Genomic DNA, 19,253 nt, shown 5'->3' with positions numbered 1-19,253 from the left:
CTAAAGTTTGTTTTATAATGAAGTTTCTCTTCTATTATAACTATACGAGAGGATGATCTCAATCCAAACAGAAATCAAGTATAAATTAAACTTCCAAATAATCGAGATAAAGGGGCAATAAGTGGCGATATAGTTAGGGAGATCAGGATGAATACGCTATTTTGAGCCTATTCAGTCTTAAAACCGTATTAAATCTAATATTCAAGGAACTACTGCGACTTTACGGTAAGAGCCTCGCGATTGTATTATACATCATGTGTGTATGTAACAGGTTTAAAACGAACCTAATCAGGGAGAAGAGGAAGTCAATCACATGGTAAGTAGAGTAAAACGTCTTTTTATTGGAAGGCCTATGAAATCAGAAGAGCTTGGTGAAGAAAAGCTAAGTAAGTTAAAGGCTTTGGCTGTATTGTCATCAGATGCTCTATCCTCGGTAGCTTATGGAACCGAACAAATTCTACTCGTTCTCATGACGGTGGGTGTGGCTGCACTATGGTATTCGATTCCCATCTCTGTGGCGGTTCTGGGACTGCTAACGATTCTGATTTTATCTTATCGGCAGACCATTTTTAATTATCCTGCAGGCGGAGGAGCTTATATTGTAGCCAAAGATAATTTGGGTCTGTCAACGGGCTTAATGGCGGGCGGTTCTTTGCTTGTAGACTACATTTTAACAGTCGCGGTTAGTTCCTCTGCCGGCACGGATGCCATTACCTCAGCATTCCCCAGCCTTCATGACCATCGTGTATTGATTTCCTTGATAATGATCACGTTTTTGACGGTGTTGAACCTGCGCGGCATTTCAGAGTCTGCTTCTGTGCTGGCTTTGCCGGTTTATTTGTTTGTTTGCTCAGTTTTTATATTGATTGTTTGTGGAATTTATAATTATATAACGGGCGGGGTCAGTGCGCCACAGCCGGTCTCTGGAATGACGATGTCGGGTGTCGGCCTGTTCCTGCTATTAAAGGCGTTCAGCTCTGGCTGCTCGGCGCTTACGGGGGTTGAGGCGGTGTCCAATGCAATCCCTAACTTCAAAAAGCCAGCTGAAAAAAATGCCGCCTCGACGCTTGTGATGATGGGTGTTATTCTCGGAAGCATGTTTATCGGGATCAGTCTGTTAGCTTACTGGTATGGAATTCAGCCCACGGAAAAAGAAACGGTTGTTTCACAAATAGCGGCATCTACCTTTGGCCGGGGAACGATTTATTACATCATTCAGGGTGTTACTGCCCTTATCTTGTTTTTAGCCGCAAATACTGCCTATTCAGCCTTTCCTCTGCTGGCATTTATGCTGGCCAAGGATAAGTTTATGCCGCATATGTTCATGGTTCGTGGTGATCGGCTCGGATTTTCCAATGGCATTATTATATTGGGTGTTCTGTCTGCACTGCTTGTCATTGTATTTCACGGAAATACGGAAAATTTGATTCCACTCTATGCGGTTGGTGTGTTTATTCCGTTTACTTTATCGCAGCTGGGTATGATGGTCAAATGGATTAAGCTCAAGCCGAACGGCTGGGGCTTGAAGCTGATCATTAATTCAATCGGGATGCTAACGACACTGGTCATTACTTTTATTTTTATCATAACGAAATTTAGTCAGGTGTGGATGGTATTTATCTTTTTGCCAGTTGTTATGTTTATTTTCTACAGCATTCACAAGCATTATCTGAATACGGCAGATGAGCTGAGAATTCAAATTGATATCGACAAGCCGGTTATTAAAGGAAGCACGATCGTGATCCCTGTCGCCGGTATTACCCGTGTAGTGCTTAATACGATTAGCTACGCCAAATCATTAACGGATAATGTGGTGGCGGTGTATGTAGGCTTTGATGATGAAGACATTCAGAAGATGGAGGCCAAATGGGAGGAATGGAATCCGGGTGTACGCCTTATTGTGCTACGGTCGCGCTACCGGAGTATCATGAAGCCGTTGATCCGATTTATTGAGACGGTGGAGTGGAAAACAGCGGATACCGATCACATTACGGTATTGATTCCGCAATTCATTACGAAGTATTGGTGGCAAAATATATTGCATAATCAAACAAGTTTATTGATTCGTGCGTACTTATTTCAACAAAAGGACATCGTAATCGCCACAGTTCCCTTTCATTTGAATCGGTAAGTCAATAATTGTCTTTTCATGGGTGAAAGAATCAGGTAACATGGAATTAAATGGCTTGCAGACGTGTTGATGGGGGATATTTGTACAATGAATCAAATTCACAAGCAGCGTTCCTTTATGAGAGAACTATTGATCTGGGTTGTGCTGCTTATAGTAGCTCCACTGGTTACCGTATCCATTCTTTTTTATCAACATGAAATGTCCGGAATGAACAAGATTGAGCAAGAGAAATCGATTCTAACGAATCAAACTGCTCAGAAGCTGGTCGAACGTCTCGGAGATGCTATTCTCGGGATTACCGTTACAAACGGGTATTGGGAGGATAACCGACAAGCTGTACTGAACAATGATTTACGATGGATCCAGGACAATGTTGGTGTAGTACCCGATGTAGTGCCCAATATTGATTTTGTAGCGGAAACCGATTTACAAGGCAACGTGCTGGTGCAATCCGGGGATGTAGAAGAGTTGAAAACCAAGGTCTTGTACCCTTTTATTCTTAATAAGTTTCAAAAGGAACCGAAGTTTTCCGGGATCGTAAATACGTCCAAGGGACTTGCCATTGTCGCTGTAGCACCAGTTACGAGTAATAAGGGAGAAGCGGCCCCCGTAGGTCTTGTCATATTTGGCAGACTGCTTTCCGATGAAATTATAGTTGGCTTAAAGGATACGCTGCAAGCCGATATTGCGCTTCTCCTTAACTCTGGACAGTTTCTAACTTCTACAAAAGAGATCTCGACAGAGCGGCTGCATACTTACGTGGATACTATGAAAACAGATGGCGTGGAGCATTTCAATCTAGAGCGCCGCGGAGAGCTATTGGTTGCGCAATCTGCAGCGCCTTTGCTGGATATGGAAGGGAAAACTATCGGGTCGCTGTACGCAGAGCAACCGACACGATCGACGACTGAAGCCGCCGACCGACTTCGCATTCTCGGACTTTGCTCACTTGGGGGCATGCTGCTGCTGCTCGGGCTTGTTATTCTTATGGTAAGACAGCGAATTATTTTGCCATTGCGTCACTTCACGTTAACTCTGGAGGAAGTTGCTGCCGGACGTACGGTTAAAGAGATGCCTAAGCATGTTCTGCATGCAGAAGCACAAATTGTCGGAGCCATTGATAAGATTATGCAGTGGAACCAGGTACTGGAGCATACGGTTGCCGAGCGAACCGCCTCCATTCGTTCCTTATTGGATAATGCCAGACAAGGTTTTATGTCGATTGGCCCTGACCTTCGGGCGATGGGAGAACATAGTGTGGAGTGCACACGTATTTTTCAACAGGATATTGCCGGAGAGCGACTGGGATCACTGTTCTATGCAGGTGATGAGCAGGAAGCGGCGCTGCTGGAATCGATCCTCGACGAATTTTATAATGAGCAGGACGAATGGAAAAGAGAATTAATTTTCTCGTTGCTGCCTGAAGAGGTTCTTATACACGGAATGGTTGTCCAGGTGGAGTTCAAGTATTTGCCGGCAGCCGAATCGAACGCTTCACAGACGACTATTGGCGGGGCTATCATGGTCATGCTTACGGATATTACCGAAACCCGTAGATTGGAAGAGCAAATGAATCGTGAGCGCAAAAGACTGCAAATGGTCGTTCATGTGATCACGCATTCCGAGGATTACGCACAAATTACGAGAAGCTTCGAAACCTTCTGCAATACGGAGCTAGTTGAGCTCTCAAGTGGTAATGAATCGGTTGAGGATAAGCTGATTGAGATCTATAAATCGATTCATACGTTCAAAGGCAGCTTTGCCTTGCTGCAATTTATGCATATCGTACCGCAGCTCCATGAACTGGAATCGGAACTGATGGAGCTGCTCGGACGTGAAGTCAAACCGACTTGGGAGGATCTCGAGCAATGGCTTCGTTCGTTGCGGTTAAATGAATGGCTGGACAAGGATAGCCTGCTTCTGAAGGAAGCTCTGGGTGATGCGACATCGGAGATGGGCATGGAATATGAAGTGAAATTAACGAAGGAACAATGGCAGCACTTGGAACGTGAATTAAGGATAAGGCTGACCCTGGCAGAGGACAAGCTGTGGCTTGCTGAACTAAGGAAATGGCGCTTTAAGCCGTTAAAGGCTTTGATACAGCACTATCCGGCCTATTTATCGGAGCTGGCTGAACGTAACGGCCTCCTTTTGCATCCAATTGAGCTGAATGGAGCAGACATTCCTGTTGATCCGGATCGTTTGAATGGTTTGACGCAATCCCTTGTTCATATTGTAAGAAATATTGTTATTCACGGTATTGAGTCGCCGGAGGAACGAGTCGAGCAAGGCAAGGATGAATATGCAACGGTCAGCTTCTCCATCGAGCAAGAACAGAACGAACTCACCTTGACGATTTCCGACAATGGCCGTGGCATTGATCTGGAAGCGGTAAGATCACGAGCGGAATCCAGAGGTCTGCTGCCTCCTGATAATGAAGCGATGCCGTTATCGAACGAGCATATTGCCAATTTGATATTCAAAGATCAGCTATCAACGACAATGCATACTACGGAATGGTCAGGTAGAGGAATTGGCCTATCGGCAGTAAAAGCGGAAGCTGAAAAGCTGGGTGGAACGGTTCGGGTATCCACGTCAAAAGGTAGCGGCACTGCATTTATTGTGAAGCTGCCATACGAAGATATTACGGGTGCAGAAAGGGTCGGATCACTGTGAATCACGAGGAACAATATTTTCAAGCTTTTATGGCTAAATCGGCAGCTTACATAACTGGGCTTGGGATTTCTGGCTTGAGGGAGCTGGAGGATGATGAAGAAGGATTATATTTGGAGGATGTAACGGCCTTTATTCAGCTTAGTGGTGTTATTCAAGGCGGTGTTATTCTTACTGTCGATCATGGTTTGGCAGGGGCGTTGGCTCACAAATTTATGCTAGAGGATATTACAGAGGAAGAAGCGGCGCAGTACGGGGTTGAGGTGGTCGCAGAAATAGCTAACGTCATTTCTGGAAATGCTTTGACAGACCGTGATGAACATGATATTTTTTTAGGAGCGCCCTTGGTGATCGTGACCAAAAAAGCGGAGCTGCGATCCAAATTCAGCAATTTTTTCGTAAAAAGATTCCAAACCGATTCAGGTAACTTCTATTGTATATATATCCCTTCACAAAATAAATCCGAGCTTGCTCGTATACTCGCAATATAATCTACCTATGTTTGGAGGATTCAAAGCAGTGGCTAACGTTATGATTGTTGACGACTCTACGGTAATGCGCAGAAATATCAAGCTCATTCTCGAGCGCGCTGGACATAAAGTGGTAGTAGAGGCGACGGATGGCAGAGAAGTGCTGGCAAGTTATATTAATCATAAGCCGGATTTGGTTACGATGGATATTACAATGATCAATATGGATGGTATTGAGGCGCTGCAAATTTTGCTGAAGTCCTTTCCTCAAGCCAAGGTTGTTATGATCAGTGCGGTTGGACAGAAGCAGCAGGTGTTGGACGCGATCAGATCCGGTGCCAAATCCTATGTCGTGAAACCCTTTGAGGCTGATAAGCTGTTGGAAATCATCGGAAAAGTGTTAATGGCCGGTTAAAAGCAAAACGTACATAGGTATATCCCATAACAGCCGTCAACAGAGAGATTCTGAGGATGGCTGTTTGTTTGCGTCTACTGAAGTCAATTAGGGTACTATAGAAAGATAGTACTTCTTTTCCTGGAGGGGTCGGGTATACTTATCAATAGGTAGAGACAATAGATGCTTACGAAGTAAGTTTTCTACGAAAACGGTAGTGAATGCTTACGATGTAAGTTTTCTACGAAAACTTTGAGGTGGTGCACAATGAGCAGAAAATGGCTGGAGCATGAGGGTCCCGAATGGGTCGATAAACGTATTATAACCCGGGAGCAATATGAACAAATATTGGATCTGTACCATGATAATAAGCATGCAATAGGGGTGCTGCCGCTGCTCGGCAGCATACTCGTCGGCTTGGGGATATTAAGCTTTATTGCTGCGAATTGGCAGGAGATCCCACAGCTGGTTAGACTGATCCTGATTATCGTACTGATGGTTGTTTTCTATGCAGGTGGAGAGCTGTTCCGCAAAAATGACCACGACAGGCTTGGGCTTGCCATGACGGCTTTGGGACTCACCTGCTTCGGTGGGGGTATTGTCCTCATTGCACAAATGTTTCATTTGGTCTCCTACGATATTACTTCGTTCATCATCTGGGGTTCGGTGGGCACGCTGCTCACGTATTTGTATCGAAGCAAGCTTTTGTACTTGATGAGTTTGCTGATTTTCACAGTTGCCCAGTGGTATGGGGTTGTTGAGCATCATCAATTTAGTTATGTCTGCTTCGCTATCATGGTTGTTGGATTAGGCTATTATAGCTGGAGACGTCAGCATGTTGGTGTGATCTGGTGCTTTGCGGTAAGCTTCATGCTGCAAGCCTTGATGCTTGTCATCGAACAGGAATGGAAGTTCCTCTGGATATTTGTTCCTATGATGCTATTGTACACTCTGGGGGATTGGATTAAGGATCGGAGCTCAGGATTTGCGCTGCAGTCCGTACCGCTGGCGTCAGCATTTCTGTTTGCCATCGTGATGGTGCTAGCCTTTGATGATTTTACGCGGGGCGACCGTCTGGAATTGCTGGCACAGATTCCTTATTTCATGGGGGCCTTGTTATTGTTATTCGCTGTATCCTTGTATGGTAAATGGAAGCATAACCGGATCTCGAGTGCATTTGAATGGATATTGGCAGTACCGTTTATCTATTTACATTCAGGTATTGCCGTGATGTATTTGCTGGCCTTGTTCACCTTTTCCTTTTACGTATTATGGAGAGGGTATATGGAGCAATGGCGTTTCAAAATTAATTTTGCTACGGTGTTGTTTATATGTACCACGATGGTTGCTTATTTTAAATTAACATGGGATTTTATGGATAAATCATTGTTTTTTATTATTGGTGGCTTACTGTTGCTAACGTTAAGCTGGTTTTTAAACCGCAGGAAAAAAGTTGTTCTCCGGGATGCCAATGAAGGGGGGAACCACAATGAGTGATCAACCGATGGAAAAAAAGCGCCGTTTAACGTTACTTCTGATTATAGTCGTGCTTCAGGTGTTGTTCCTCGGTGGAATTGCAACCTCCTACTACGCTGTTGGCTGGTTCGGCACCGAAATTAAAATTAAAACCGTACCTGTTGATCCACGCGACTTTTTATACGGCGATTATGTAACGCTCGGCTACGAGATTAGTACGCTGAACCCTCAATTATGGAGGGAGTCTGCTAATAAGCCGAGCCAAGGTGAAGCTGTTTATGTGCTGCTGAAGCCTTCTGCCAATGGACTGTATGAAGCGACGGGAATTTATCGCAGCAAACCTAGCACCCAAGCAGGTGAGGCTGTATTAAAAGGAACCGTCGATTACAGCTGGGATGACCTGCTTCGTATAGAATATGGACTGGAGCGGTACTATGTGCCGGAGGGTACAGGCAAAGAGCTGGAAAGAGAAGCCCGCAATATGATCGTAAGAGTGAAGATCGCTCCTTGGGGACAGGCGAGAATTAATGGCCTTGAAGAAGTGACACCTTCGTAAAGGTGAGTTGGAGATACTGGAAGATTAGCAGTGAACCAAGCTTACTTCGATGGTTAAAGGGTTGTGTGATGTAAAGGGTTAATGATTATAAGGCAAAAGGGCACCCGACGGGTGCCTTTTCTATTGTAGTAATCGTGTGTCTACGTCCATCCTTACAGCTGAACCTTTGCCACCTGCTGCGAAATCTGCATTAAGGCTGCGTTCGCGGTATGAACTGTCCCCATCCTTTTGCCTTATCGTCAACTTTACCTTGCTCTGCGACTACTTTGCCGCGCACGATCGTATGGGTCGGGAGCCCTTGAAGCTCCAAGCCTTCATAGAGCAACGCCGTTTCTCTGGCAACGGTATAAAGCTCATGAATATTTACGGTTCGTTGTGCACGCATGTCAACTATTGTTATGTCAGCATCGGTGCCAATCCCAAGAGTGCCTTTATTCGGGAACATCCCGAACGTTTTGGCCGGATTCACAGACATGAGCTCAACCAGCTTATGCAAGGAAAGCTTTCCTTTACTCACTTGATCAAGCATAAGCGGCAGCAATAGCTCTGTACCGGGGAAGCCGGCAGGGGATTTCAAAATATTCGCATGCCCAAGCTCCTTGAGAGCTTTAGGAAAAGGGGAATGATCACTCGAAATATAATCGATGGTTCCGTCCTCGATATAGGTCCACAACGCTTCAATCTGTTGGGGACTGCGAAGAGGAGGATTACACTTGCCATAAGGGCCGATCTTCTCCAAATAGCTGTCATCAAAGATTAAATAATGCGGGCACATTTCGGCATAAATACGAATGCCGTCCTGCTTGGCACGCTTAATGATTTTTAACGCTTCAGGACTTGACACGTGACAGCAGATGACCGGAACCTGCAGCTGTTCAGCGAAAAATACAACCCGGTTAATAGCGCTGGTTTCCACTAGCGTATTCCTGGCTAACAAATGCTTGTTATAATCCCCTTCAACAAACGTGCGTTCTGCAAATTCCGAGAAATAGCTTAACAGCTCTTCATGTTCGGCATGTAAGGCGAGTGGCAGCCCGGTTTGCGAAATTTGCTTAAAGCCCTCATACAAATCGCGGTCACGAGTCATCGTAAAACCCTCGAATTCCTGCTCTCTACCTGCTGGAGCTTTGTGCATAAACGTTTTGTATGCGGATATTCCCTCATCTGCGAGCGGTATGATATCATCCAGATGGTCACTGCCGGCAGCACCGTACAAACCGTAATCGATTAAAGCCTCCGTTTTCAATATTTCCTTACGATTGATCAATAGCTCTGTGTTATACGTACATGGAAAAGAGTTCGGCATTTCGATGATACTGGTAATTCCGCCTGCTGCCGCGGCACGAGTTCCGGTAAAGAAAGTTTCCGTAGAAGCCGGATCTTTGGCAGGTTCCCTGAAGTGAACATGTGCGTCAATCATACCGGGCAATACATATAAACCCTCAGCATCAATGACACGTTCCGCCTCAAACTGGGTATGGAGCTCAGAAATTATATGAATTTTGCCATCCTTAATTCCGATATTGGCTAACTGGAAGTCTTCTTCTGTTCGGTATACAAGCCCGTTTTTTATCCATAGATCAAGCTTCATGTTTATGCCTCCAAATGATAGTACCTGAATTGGAATTTTTGTTTATTATCAAATAGTGATAATTAATTATTATTAATTGATAATAATCATAATTGATTCTTTAAATAATTTCAATAACGAAATTGATCTGCACACAAAAAAGCCGCATCCTCTGGATAGAAGATACGGCTCCGTACTCTGCGTGCTGCTAAATATTTTGCTCGATTTGCTTGGCTGCCTTTTTTAAGCTTGCGATCAATTGCTCCTTATCCTTCTGAATCATTCGGTCCCTTGGACCGGCGACACTGAGCGAACCGATGATTGTATGAGTTGAGAAGATCGGTACCGCATACGTATACACACCTTCGTCTAGCTCATTGTCAGATTCGGCATAACCAAGAGTTCGTATATCTTTCAAATTGTCCAGCAGCGCATTCTTGTCGGTGATTGTGTTTTCTGTATGCTTTTGAACAATACCATGCTTGAACAATTTGTTAACGGCGTCATTGCCCATATAGGCCAGAATGGCTTTGGACGAAGCACCCGCATACAGGGGGATAAATTTGCCGGGTTCAGAAGAGACCTTAACCATGTGAAAGGAGGACGAGATATTTTCAATACAAATCGTTTGAAAGCCGGATAAAATAACCAATACCGTCGTTTCCTGAGTTTCGTTCATCAATTGTGTCATAACGGGCGTAGCTGCGAGCGAGAGTTCGTTGTTTAAGTTAATCATGTTATTCATTTCCAGAAAACGAAGCCCCAAACGGTAAGTTCCTCTGTTCGTCTCCATTAGATATTTCTTCTCTTTCAGAATGCGGATGTAACGGTACACGGAGCTTTGAGGAATATTCATGATTTCAGAAATCTGAGGAACACTAAGCTCTCTCGTTTCCAGCGTATACAAATCCAAAATTTCTAATGTTTTGCGTGTACTCACTTTTTTCATCCTTCCGATATTTTCTAAATTAAATTCTTATGTTGAAAATTGAGAGTAGACGAAATATAATGTTGTTAATCGACTTTAATTATCAACTATCAATATTATATTATCAATAATTGATAATTAGATCAATGATTTCTAAAATACTTTCTCAGGGAGGGACAAACGCTCGGTTCCACACTATTTTATTTATTAGATCACAAAAGGGGAAAAAGATAAAGATCGAATGTCCCAAACCGCTTAAAAATGATAACGCTTTACAAATGTTACATTTTATTACATGGTCTATTATTTTAAATTTAAATTCGTTTACTCGCAATTTTAATGTTAGTTAACATGACATAAAGTTATTGACAACTATTTTTAGCTGTTGTAAAGTTAGACCCACGTTACATTTTGCTACATGAAAAAACAAAATTCGACAAAATCTTCAGAGGCGTTTGTATATGCTCAAAACGTTTTGTCGGACCAAATGGAGGTTGGGATAACTGTAAAACGGGGTCGAAGCACGGTTTCATTTTCGGTTCAGGTCATGCAATTGTTCATGCTTAGCGATAACAAACTATTTTAGGAGGCTAATCAATATGAAAAAACAAACTTCCCTGGTACTCGTTCTTATTCTTTCCCTGGTACTGCTAATCAGTGCTTGTTCCAGTTCTGCTCCTGCAGCTAACGGAAAAACGGATGTGGGTAATGTCAAAGGTCTTTTGGCTGATATCAAGAAACGAGGTACGATCGTCATTGCAACAAGTGGTAACAATGCACCGACTATTTTTCCAAATGAAAAGAACGAGTTGGTAGGTATTGATGCGGATTGGGCAAAAATTATTGCGGACCATCTGGGTGTCAAAATTGAATGGAAACGGATGGATTTTAGTGGAATCATTCCAGGCTTGATGACAGGTAACTTCGACATTGGTTTGTCTGGTATCGGCGTAACGGAAGAAAGACTAAAAACCCTGGATTTCTCCGAGCATATTGCGTATGACGAGGTTGTTGCCGTATATAACAAGAAAACAACGGGAATCAACAGTCCGGAAGATATTAAAGGACGTATTACAGGTGTTGTAACGGGTTCCTCCAACGGTGATGCTCCAGCACGTAAAATCGGTGGATATAAAGAATTGAAGACCTATCCGGGACAAGCTGAAGCCTTCCATGATTTGCAAAACGGTCGCATTGAGGTCATGGTTACCGGTAAAATGCTGGCTGGACATTGGATAAAAACAGAAGGCAAGGATTACATGGTATCTCCTAAAGGGATGGAAGGTCGTAAACTGGCTGTAGCCATGAAGCAAGGCGAGACTGATCTGAAAAATGCTATTAATGAAGCGATTCTTGCCGCCAAAAAGCAAGGGAAATATGAAGAAATTGCCCAAAAATGGTTAGGCTCCACGTTCTCTCAATAATGCCATATTAGCTAGCGCTCAAAATCAGTTGAAGGAGTTGATTACCATGATCAAGTGGGACGTTATTATCACTTATTTTCCAGCTCTTTTGGAGGGCGCTCTGATTACTCTGGAGGTTTCCTTGCTGACTATGGTTATTGCTACCATTGCGGGAACATTTCTGGCGCTCATGCGCATTTCCAGTAACCGGACTATGCGTTCCATCTCTATGGTCTATATGTGGATCATGCGGGGAACACCCTTGCTGCTTGTATTGTTTTTCGTCTATTACGCCTTCCCGAGCTGGGGCATTCGTCTTCCGGCGTTCGCAGCGGCGATCTTGGCCATGTCGATGAATTCTGCAGCGTATAAGGGAGAAATTATTCGATCCGGCATACAGGCTATCCCACGTGGTCAAATCGAATCGGCTATGGCCATCGGGATGAGCTATGGACAAACGATGAGACGTATCATTCTTCCACAAGCGGTCAGGATTATCATTCCGCCATACATTAACAATTCCATTTTGCTAATCAAAAACTCGGCATTAGTTTCCTCTATCACGGTAACGGATTTAATGCTGAACAGCCAACAAATTTACAGCGCAACCTACCGTCCTGTTGAGATACTGGGTACAGCCGGCGTGCTTTACTTAACGATGACCAGTTTACTCATGTGGTTTCAGATGTGGGCCGAGAAAAAGCTGTCCTATTATAACCGCTAAGGGATTTTGAAGCAGAGGAGCTGTTGATATGAAACCGATTCTACAAATTCAAGGGTTGCGGAAATCGTATGGTAATCATGAGGTATTAAAAGGTGTTGATTTGTCGGTTAATAAAGGAGAAGTTATCGCTGTTATCGGTCCAAGTGGCACGGGGAAGAGCACCATGCTTCGGTGTATTAATTTCTTGGAGGAGCCAACAGCGGGTTCGATCTGGCTTGGCGACGAGAAGGTGGAAAGCCTGCCTTCCAAGGCGAAAGCAAGAACGTATCACCCGCAAATAACGAGGCTGCGGACTCGGGTAGGCATGGTTTTTCAACAATTTAATCTATGGCCGCACAAAAGTGTTCTGGAAAATATAATTGAAGGTCCAATGTTATTAAAGAATGTAGCCAAAGAAGAAGCGATCAAGAAGGCCAAATATCTCCTCGAATTGGTGAAAATGGTCGATAAGGCAGATAAATATCCTGCGAGTCTTTCCGGAGGCCAGCAGCAGCGTGTAGCTATTGCCAGAGCACTGGCTATGGAGCCGGAAGTGATGCTCTTTGATGAGGTGACCTCAGCGCTTGATCCCCAGCTGGTAGGGGAAGTGTTGGAGGTAATGACCAATCTGGCCCAGGCGGGCATGACGATGCTTGTTGTGACTCATGAGATGAAGTTTGCCGAGAATGTATCCAGTCGGGTGCTATTCATGGACGGCGGCGTTATTGCCGAGCAAGGTACGCCCCAGCAGGTGTTCCGAAATACGGAGCACGAAAGAACACGGAAATTCCTGTCTTCTGTCCTGTAAGAATGGATGGTTGATTCCAGTACCCTATATGAAGCAGGGGGGATTATTATGATCATTGTTACTGGCGGCGGCGGATTTGTGGGCAGTCATATCGTAGAACGTCTGGCTCATCGTGGTGAAGAAGTGCTGGCCGTAGATCTGCATGAGCCTGCCCAGCCCGTTAAGTCGCTTTGGGGGCCTTATGGTCGGCGTATTCAGTTTGAGCAGGTGGATATAACGGATAAAGAATCGTTGACTGCGCTATTTTCCCGCAATCCTGCGAAGGCTGTAGTCCACGCTGCAACGATTACCCCTACCGCTGAGCGTGAAAGGGAGGAACCGGAGCGTATCCTGCACATTGGCGTCGTGGGGAGCTCGCTCGTTGTAAACACGGCTGCCAGACATGGCGTCAAAAGATTTATTTATCTGAGCTCAGCGTCCATATATGAACCCATAACAGATCCGCACTGCGTTCTGGGAGAGATGGAGCGGCTGCAGCAAACAGGATTGTATCCATTGACGAAGGTAGCGGGTGAATGGATAACGCGTTATTTGTCCGAAACTTCTGGAATGGAGGCTGCGTCTGTGAGGGTTGCAGCCTGCTACGGTCCGTTGGAACGAAATACGGGCTCGCGGACTTCCATGTCTCAAGTGTGGAAAGCTGTTCACAGGGCCAAAGATCGGAAGCCGCTTCTTGTAGGCTCACCTGACTATATACTAGATTTCACCTATGTCAAGGACATTGCTGAAGGTATTGTTGAGCTGCTGCTCACCCCGAATATGAAGCATGATGTTTACAATATTTCGGGTGGAAGCGGCTATTCGTTGATGGAATTAGCGGAAGCTGTAGCGGGGACGATACCCGGTACGGAAATACGGGTTACGGAAGAGCGATCCGACGCTGTCTTATTTGCCAAGGATGGCAGCCGCGCTGGTCGATTGGATATTACACGGCTCACAACCGATACACGGTTCGTGCCTGTTTATAATCTTAATTCTGGATTGGCCGATTACATGAAATGGCTTGAGACGCATAAATTTTAGTGGAGCTGTCTGGCTGCACAGCTTGCCGATGGCTTACTGATGCAGGAAATGGAGTGATGGAGCAGCATGAGAGTTAAAGGAAAGATTGTTCTTGTCACAGGATCCGGTTCGGGAATTGGACGAGCGATAGCGTCATTGTTTGCAGCGGAGGGAGCATCCGTAGTCGCATCGGATATATCAGAGAATGCGGCTCAGACCGTTGAACAAATTAGGACCCAAGGCGGAAAAGCAGCTGTCGTCATCGGTGATGTTGGCGATCAGGATGCATGTAACCGAATGGTGAATACGGCACAAGAGTCCTTCGGAGGTTTGCATGCCGTTATTCATGCGGCAGCGATTTCGCGCAAGGGTACGGTAACCACGATGAAGGAGGAGGATTGGCGGGATGTTGTTAACGTCAATCTGAACTCCGCATTTTACTTAAGCAAGGCCGCCGTACCGTTGCTTTCCCAAGGTGGTGGAGCGATTGTATTCATTGCCAGCCAGCTCGGACTTGTCGGCGCCAAAGATTCTATCGCCTACTCGGCTGCTAAAGGTGCCGTGGTGAATATGGCGAGATCGATGGCTTTGGATCATGCGCCGGATGGAATACGGGTCAACAGTCTTTGTCCGGGGCCGATTGACACGCCATTTCTCCATGCCTCGTTTCAGAGGCAGGCCGATCCGGAAAGAGCCCGAGCGTTAGCGCTCGATAAAATCCCTTTGGCTCGTTTCGGTACGCCGATAGAAATAGCGAATGCAGCTTTGTTTCTTGCTTCAGATGAGGCTTCTTTTATTACAGGCGCGACTCTGGCTGCAGACGGCGGTTACACGGCCTGGTAGCAAAGGGGTCGGGAATAGCGTTATAGCATTATTCATACCGATAATTTATGAAGGAGTGGATCATATGGATTTAAATCTGCAAGGAAAAGTAGCATTGATCATCGCCTCCAGTCAAGGTCTGGGTAAGGGGATTGCTGCCGAATTGGTAAAGGAAGGCGCTAACGTGATGCTGACGGGCCGGGATCAGGACAAGCTTCAAGCGGCCCAAGCTGAGCTTGAACAGCTCGGTACAGGTAAAGTGGCGTACCATCCGGTTGACATTACGAACCCTGATGATATACAACGACTTGTACAAGTGACCCGCGATACGTTTGGAACCATTGATATTCTCGTTAATAACGCAGGTGGTCCCCCGGCAGGAACGTTTGAACAGTTCTCGGATGAGCAATGGCAGGCTGCTTTTGAGCTCAATCTATTAAGCTACATCCGGGTAATACGTGAAGTGCTGCCTGATCTAAAAAAACAAGGTGGACGCATTATCAATATGGCTTCTTCCTCCATTAAAGTGCCTATTCCTGGATTACTACTATCGAATACGTTCCGCGCCGGAATCGTAGGGCTGACTAAAACATTAGCTGAGGAGCTGGCTCCATACAATATTCTTGTTAATACGGTTGCCCCTGGTCGGATTGCTACTGACAGAGTTGCCTTTCTGGATGATGTCAAAGCCCAAAAGACCGGTAAGACGCGTGAACAGGTAGAGGAAATGTCCAAACAATCCATTCCGCTTGGTCGTTATGGGACTGTGGAGGAATTTGCGAAGGTAGTCACTTTTCTGGTATCGGATGCGAGCTCTTACATCACAGGAAGCTCCATACTTATTGACGGCGGAATGATTAAATCTATCTAAGAAATGAGGTGCTTGACGTGAGCAGCATTCGCAACATTTATTGTGTTGGCAGAAACTATGTTTTGCATGCCAAGGAATTAAATAATGAGGTACCGACCTCTCCCTTTCTTTTCTCCAAGCCAACACATGCGCTGGTAGAAGCGGACGGCAGCCATATTGAATTGCCGGCTGACCGCGGTTCCGTTCATTTTGAGACTGAGCTTGTTATTCGTATTGGGCGCCCCTATGAAAAAGGAATTACGGTTGATGAACTGGTGGATGGGTTAGCTATAGGCATTGATTTTACTTTGCGTGACGTTCAGAACGAAATGAAGAAAAAAAGCTACCCTTGGTTATTGGCCAAAGGTTTCCCGAATTCCGCACTCGTGAGCAAGTTTATTGCTTTTCCAGGATTTGAAGCATGCAAGGCTAAGGATTTTGCCCTTGTCAAAAATGGTGTAGAAGCTCAGCTTGGCAACATTAAACAGATGCTGTTTGATTTACAAACCATCGTAGATTTCTGCGCGCTTCATTTTGGTTTAGGGGAGGGCGATATTATATATACAGGAACGCCTGAAGGTGTGGGTCCGGTTAACGACGGCGACCACATGAGCTTGCACTGGGATGGCCAAATTGTTGGGGAATGTACCGTCCAGCTGACTTGATATTTAAGATTTGATATGAACTACTATATGAAATCGGGAGACATTAACTTGATTAAAAAAGCGGAGCATATCGCAATTATTGTCACAGATATGGACAGGTCTATCGAATTTTATGGCGGGATGCTCGGATACAAGCTGCGAATCAGAGGACAGAACCCAAGGAGAGAGATGGCCTTCCTGTATCATGAGAATCAGACCGGTTTTGAGATTGAGCTCATTCGCGATCTCCAACCGGAGGGAGAGTACTCGGATAAGGGCATCGTCAACCATCTGGCATTTACTGTCGATAATATAGAGGAAGCTATGGATTATTACCGGATTAAGGGGATTGAGTTCAACTCCAACAAGCCTAATACGGCTATTGATGGGGCTCAAACTATTTTCTTTACTGGACCGGACCAAGAGCTGCTTCAATTCGTACAACCGGTGAAGAGGGAGCAGGTTTAGAGGCTCCATACGGTTTGACTTGCTTAACCAAGTAAAGATCAAGGATTGCTCCAAGATATGAAAAGGACCTGACGGTAAGCTAACCGCCAGGTCCTTTTTGAGCTGTATTTGTAATTTCTATTTAAGTGTTTTTACTTGCGCTTGAGTGTTAACCAAATGACACCGGCAATCACAGCAAGCATGCCTATAAAAGCAATGATGAATACTACACCATTTAATTCGAATTGATCGCGACCCGTTAGAAAGTCACGCACCTGATTGGATTTTGGTTTGGCGTTTGCCTTGGGGGGAACCGGTTCTTCAACAAATTCATGAACTTTATTCAGACTGTCGATAACGACAAATTTACCGGATATTTTGCCACTTTCAACAGGACTTGTTAATACATCACTTATCGAGCTGATCCGATCCGGAGAAGTTGCAGCCATAAGCAGCAAGGTTTTGTTCTCATTCAGTGGAGAGCGAGACAATTGGATAACCGCTGAACGGCTCTGTAAATTACTTAATAATTCTACATTTTTGGCAAGCGAAGTCACTTGATCACCTTTAAATTGTACGGAGCTGTCAGCGAATCCATTCATGAAATCAGGGAGTTCTTTGCCTGTGCCAACATACAGAACGTTACGATCCCGAAGCAGATCCTTGAGCCCTGCCGCGGATACTTTCGCCATAGTTAAATCAGTGTTGTCCTGTGCGCTTCTGCCGATAATTCCAACAGCAGTCATAGCTATGTTCAGCTCTTTCGTGCCGATTTTGTCAGGAAAGAGGAAGGTGGTCTGGTTCCAACGGTTGTTCACTACAAATGAGTAAGGTATCGATTGCAGATTAAAGCTTTTTCTTTCAACAGGCGTGTACGTTAAAGAAGAAGAATTATCAATAACGGCCCAGTTTCCAATCAAATTCGGGTCTACGCAAGCTTCCTGCTGCTTATTCTGCGTCAGGTTTGCAAATTGGAAGGTAACTTCAATCTCAAGTCTCCGGGAAGCTCCGATAGAATCTTGGGTGAAATCAATTTCCAGTAATCCTGAATCGCTGGTTGCCTCGCTGAGCCTATGACTGTCAACAGGTATACCATTCAGCTTAACCGCTATGACGGAATTTCCGAGATCGATGGACTTGGAATGCTTGAATGCTAATGTAAGCCGTGCACCATTCTCTATATCCGCATAGGCAGGAAGATTGTAATTAATTGTGGTACCGGCTTGCTGCATGCCACCTATGGAGAGATTGGAATAGCCGATTTTCTCCAAAGTCACCGTATAGGGACTACCTTGCTTGAACGGATTTAAAGCCTCCGTTTTTTTCAAAGAAGCAGGAATGGAGGTTGTTTGACCAAGCAGCTGAGCATATAGCGATTCATTCGTTAATATGGATACTGCATTATTGAGTTCTTCTTCCTTGCCTGTTATGACCAAACCGTTTAATTCCGAATTCCACGGAGATTGGCCTACCCCGATAAAGCCTTGTCCTTGAAGGGCCGGGTCGGCTTGCTTGCGATAGGCATCTTCTATGGCTTGGCCGCGTTCCTTCCAATGACCTGTCTGTCCGATCCAAATCGTGTTGTTCTCACGTAATATCGTATCGGTTAGATCCGATTCCGCATAGATCGGAATATTGATTCGGCTGGCCGATGCTTGGGCTGAAAAAAACTGCACCATACGAGCGGCTGCAGTGAACTCCACCTGCTCGATTTCGTCGGGGACGACTAGGATGGATTGAATCGGCTGTTGGCTGCCTTTTTCGAAGAAAGGACTTGGATACCAGGTCAGATCAGCATTCGCGTAATTTTTACCGACATTCAAGTGAATGCTGCTATTTTTACTTACAGTCAACCAATTGGCAGGATTATTCGGGTCTGGACATGCATTATCGGAAATGACCATATGTGTGATAAGGGACAGCTTGCGATAACCTGGATTTGTAAGGTAATTGGCGATATCCAAACGTAAGTGAGCCTTCTCTTTATTGGAATTGTCCAATAGCACACTACCTACTGGCGTATCGTCGATTAATAGGGTCAAGGTTGAGGTTTTGGATAGCAGCGTGGTAGCATGTCCAAATTCGATATCCACGAATGAACCGGGAAGCACCTTTCGACCTTTCCCAATCTCAAAATATACGTCTTCGCGGGCATTTTCGCCTTTAAGCGTACGATCCTCCGAGAAAACCGGGAAATTTTCACTGTTTTTTGGAGTAGCGCTGGTCGAGTTAGGTACAGTTCCGGGCTCTAATGCCCAGATGGAAGGCAGGTTGACGGTGGAGAAAAGAACCAAAAGAAATAATATAAACACACTGGAACGCAATAAAGGTTTCATCGAAATGAGTCACTTCCTTAGGGATTTCTTTGACGGATAC

Annotated in this window: 17 protein-coding genes; 14 read left to right on the top strand and 3 right to left on the bottom strand. The window is 45.1% G+C overall.

What is annotated here, in order from left to right:
* The first annotated feature begins 313 nt into the window (after positions 1-313).
* From OB236_RS05015 to OB236_RS04990, 6 genes are all read left to right on the top strand, one after another.
* Positions 314-2,131 (top strand): APC family permease, encoded by a 1,818-nt coding sequence (locus OB236_RS05015; protein ID WP_262683034.1) that lies wholly within the window; start codon positions 314-316, stop codon positions 2,129-2,131.
* Between the two features lie 87 nt (positions 2,132-2,218).
* Positions 2,219-4,807, top strand: coding sequence for an ATP-binding protein (locus tag OB236_RS05010; protein WP_262683033.1), 2,589 nt, complete (start codon positions 2,219-2,221; stop codon positions 4,805-4,807).
* Positions 4,804-5,295 (top strand): chemotaxis protein CheX, encoded by a 492-nt coding sequence (locus tag OB236_RS05005; RefSeq protein WP_262683032.1) that lies wholly within the window; start codon positions 4,804-4,806, stop codon positions 5,293-5,295. Before OB236_RS05010 ends, OB236_RS05005 begins: the two co-directional genes overlap by 4 nt.
* A 28-nt stretch (positions 5,296-5,323) precedes the next feature.
* Positions 5,324-5,689: a response regulator gene (locus tag OB236_RS05000; RefSeq protein WP_076231710.1), complete on the top strand. Its 366-nt coding sequence runs from the start codon at positions 5,324-5,326 to the stop codon at positions 5,687-5,689.
* A gap of 246 nt (positions 5,690-5,935) precedes the next feature.
* Positions 5,936-7,165 carry a DUF2157 domain-containing protein gene (locus tag OB236_RS04995; RefSeq protein WP_262683031.1) on the top strand — a complete coding sequence of 410 codons (1,230 nt, stop codon included), beginning with the start codon at positions 5,936-5,938 and terminating at the stop codon, positions 7,163-7,165.
* Positions 7,158-7,700 (top strand): GDYXXLXY domain-containing protein, encoded by a 543-nt coding sequence (locus tag OB236_RS04990; RefSeq protein WP_262683030.1) that lies wholly within the window; start codon positions 7,158-7,160, stop codon positions 7,698-7,700. Before OB236_RS04995 ends, OB236_RS04990 begins: the two co-directional genes overlap by 8 nt.
* A gap of 190 nt (positions 7,701-7,890) precedes the next feature.
* On the opposite strand, the gene allB is transcribed toward OB236_RS04990, so the two are convergent.
* Entirely contained in the window at positions 7,891-9,291 is a 1,401-nt protein-coding gene (gene allB, locus OB236_RS04985; RefSeq protein ID WP_262683029.1) for an allantoinase AllB, read from the bottom strand.
* Between the two features lie 187 nt (positions 9,292-9,478).
* Positions 9,479-10,210: an IclR family transcriptional regulator gene (locus OB236_RS04980; RefSeq protein WP_262683028.1), complete on the bottom strand. Its 732-nt coding sequence runs from the start codon at positions 10,208-10,210 to the stop codon at positions 9,479-9,481.
* Between the two features lie 587 nt (positions 10,211-10,797).
* Between OB236_RS04980 and OB236_RS04975 the strand changes: the two genes are divergently transcribed.
* From OB236_RS04975 to OB236_RS04940, 8 genes are all read left to right on the top strand, one after another.
* A complete protein-coding gene (locus tag OB236_RS04975) occupies positions 10,798-11,622 on the top strand; it encodes a substrate-binding periplasmic protein (protein WP_262683027.1) in 825 nt (274 codons plus the stop codon).
* A gap of 46 nt (positions 11,623-11,668) precedes the next feature.
* Positions 11,669-12,325: an amino acid ABC transporter permease gene (locus OB236_RS04970; RefSeq protein WP_076231719.1), complete on the top strand. Its 657-nt coding sequence runs from the start codon at positions 11,669-11,671 to the stop codon at positions 12,323-12,325.
* A gap of 37 nt (positions 12,326-12,362) precedes the next feature.
* Entirely contained in the window at positions 12,363-13,112 is a 750-nt protein-coding gene (locus OB236_RS04965) for an amino acid ABC transporter ATP-binding protein (RefSeq protein ID WP_076231922.1), read from the top strand.
* 48 nt (positions 13,113-13,160) lie between these two features.
* Positions 13,161-14,135 carry an NAD-dependent epimerase/dehydratase family protein gene (locus OB236_RS04960; RefSeq protein WP_262683026.1) on the top strand — a complete coding sequence of 325 codons (975 nt, stop codon included), beginning with the start codon at positions 13,161-13,163 and terminating at the stop codon, positions 14,133-14,135.
* A gap of 66 nt (positions 14,136-14,201) precedes the next feature.
* Positions 14,202-14,957, top strand: a complete 756-nt coding sequence (locus OB236_RS04955; RefSeq protein ID WP_262683025.1) for an SDR family NAD(P)-dependent oxidoreductase — start codon at positions 14,202-14,204, stop codon at positions 14,955-14,957.
* 64 nt (positions 14,958-15,021) lie between these two features.
* Positions 15,022-15,807 (top strand): SDR family oxidoreductase, encoded by a 786-nt coding sequence (locus tag OB236_RS04950; protein ID WP_262683024.1) that lies wholly within the window; start codon positions 15,022-15,024, stop codon positions 15,805-15,807.
* 17 nt (positions 15,808-15,824) lie between these two features.
* Positions 15,825-16,451 carry a fumarylacetoacetate hydrolase family protein gene (locus OB236_RS04945; RefSeq protein ID WP_262683023.1) on the top strand — a complete coding sequence of 209 codons (627 nt, stop codon included), beginning with the start codon at positions 15,825-15,827 and terminating at the stop codon, positions 16,449-16,451.
* A 48-nt stretch (positions 16,452-16,499) separates the two neighbouring features.
* Positions 16,500-16,898: a VOC family protein gene (locus tag OB236_RS04940; RefSeq protein WP_262683022.1), complete on the top strand. Its 399-nt coding sequence runs from the start codon at positions 16,500-16,502 to the stop codon at positions 16,896-16,898.
* A 131-nt stretch (positions 16,899-17,029) separates the two neighbouring features.
* On the opposite strand, the gene OB236_RS04935 is transcribed toward OB236_RS04940, so the two are convergent.
* Positions 17,030-19,213: a cellulose biosynthesis cyclic di-GMP-binding regulatory protein BcsB gene (locus OB236_RS04935; protein WP_262683021.1), complete on the bottom strand. Its 2,184-nt coding sequence runs from the start codon at positions 19,211-19,213 to the stop codon at positions 17,030-17,032.
* Between the last annotated feature and the right edge of the window lie 40 nt (positions 19,214-19,253).

This window comes from Paenibacillus baimaensis (genome assembly GCF_025567575.1).
This window is presented reverse-complemented; position numbering and strand designations above follow the sequence as displayed.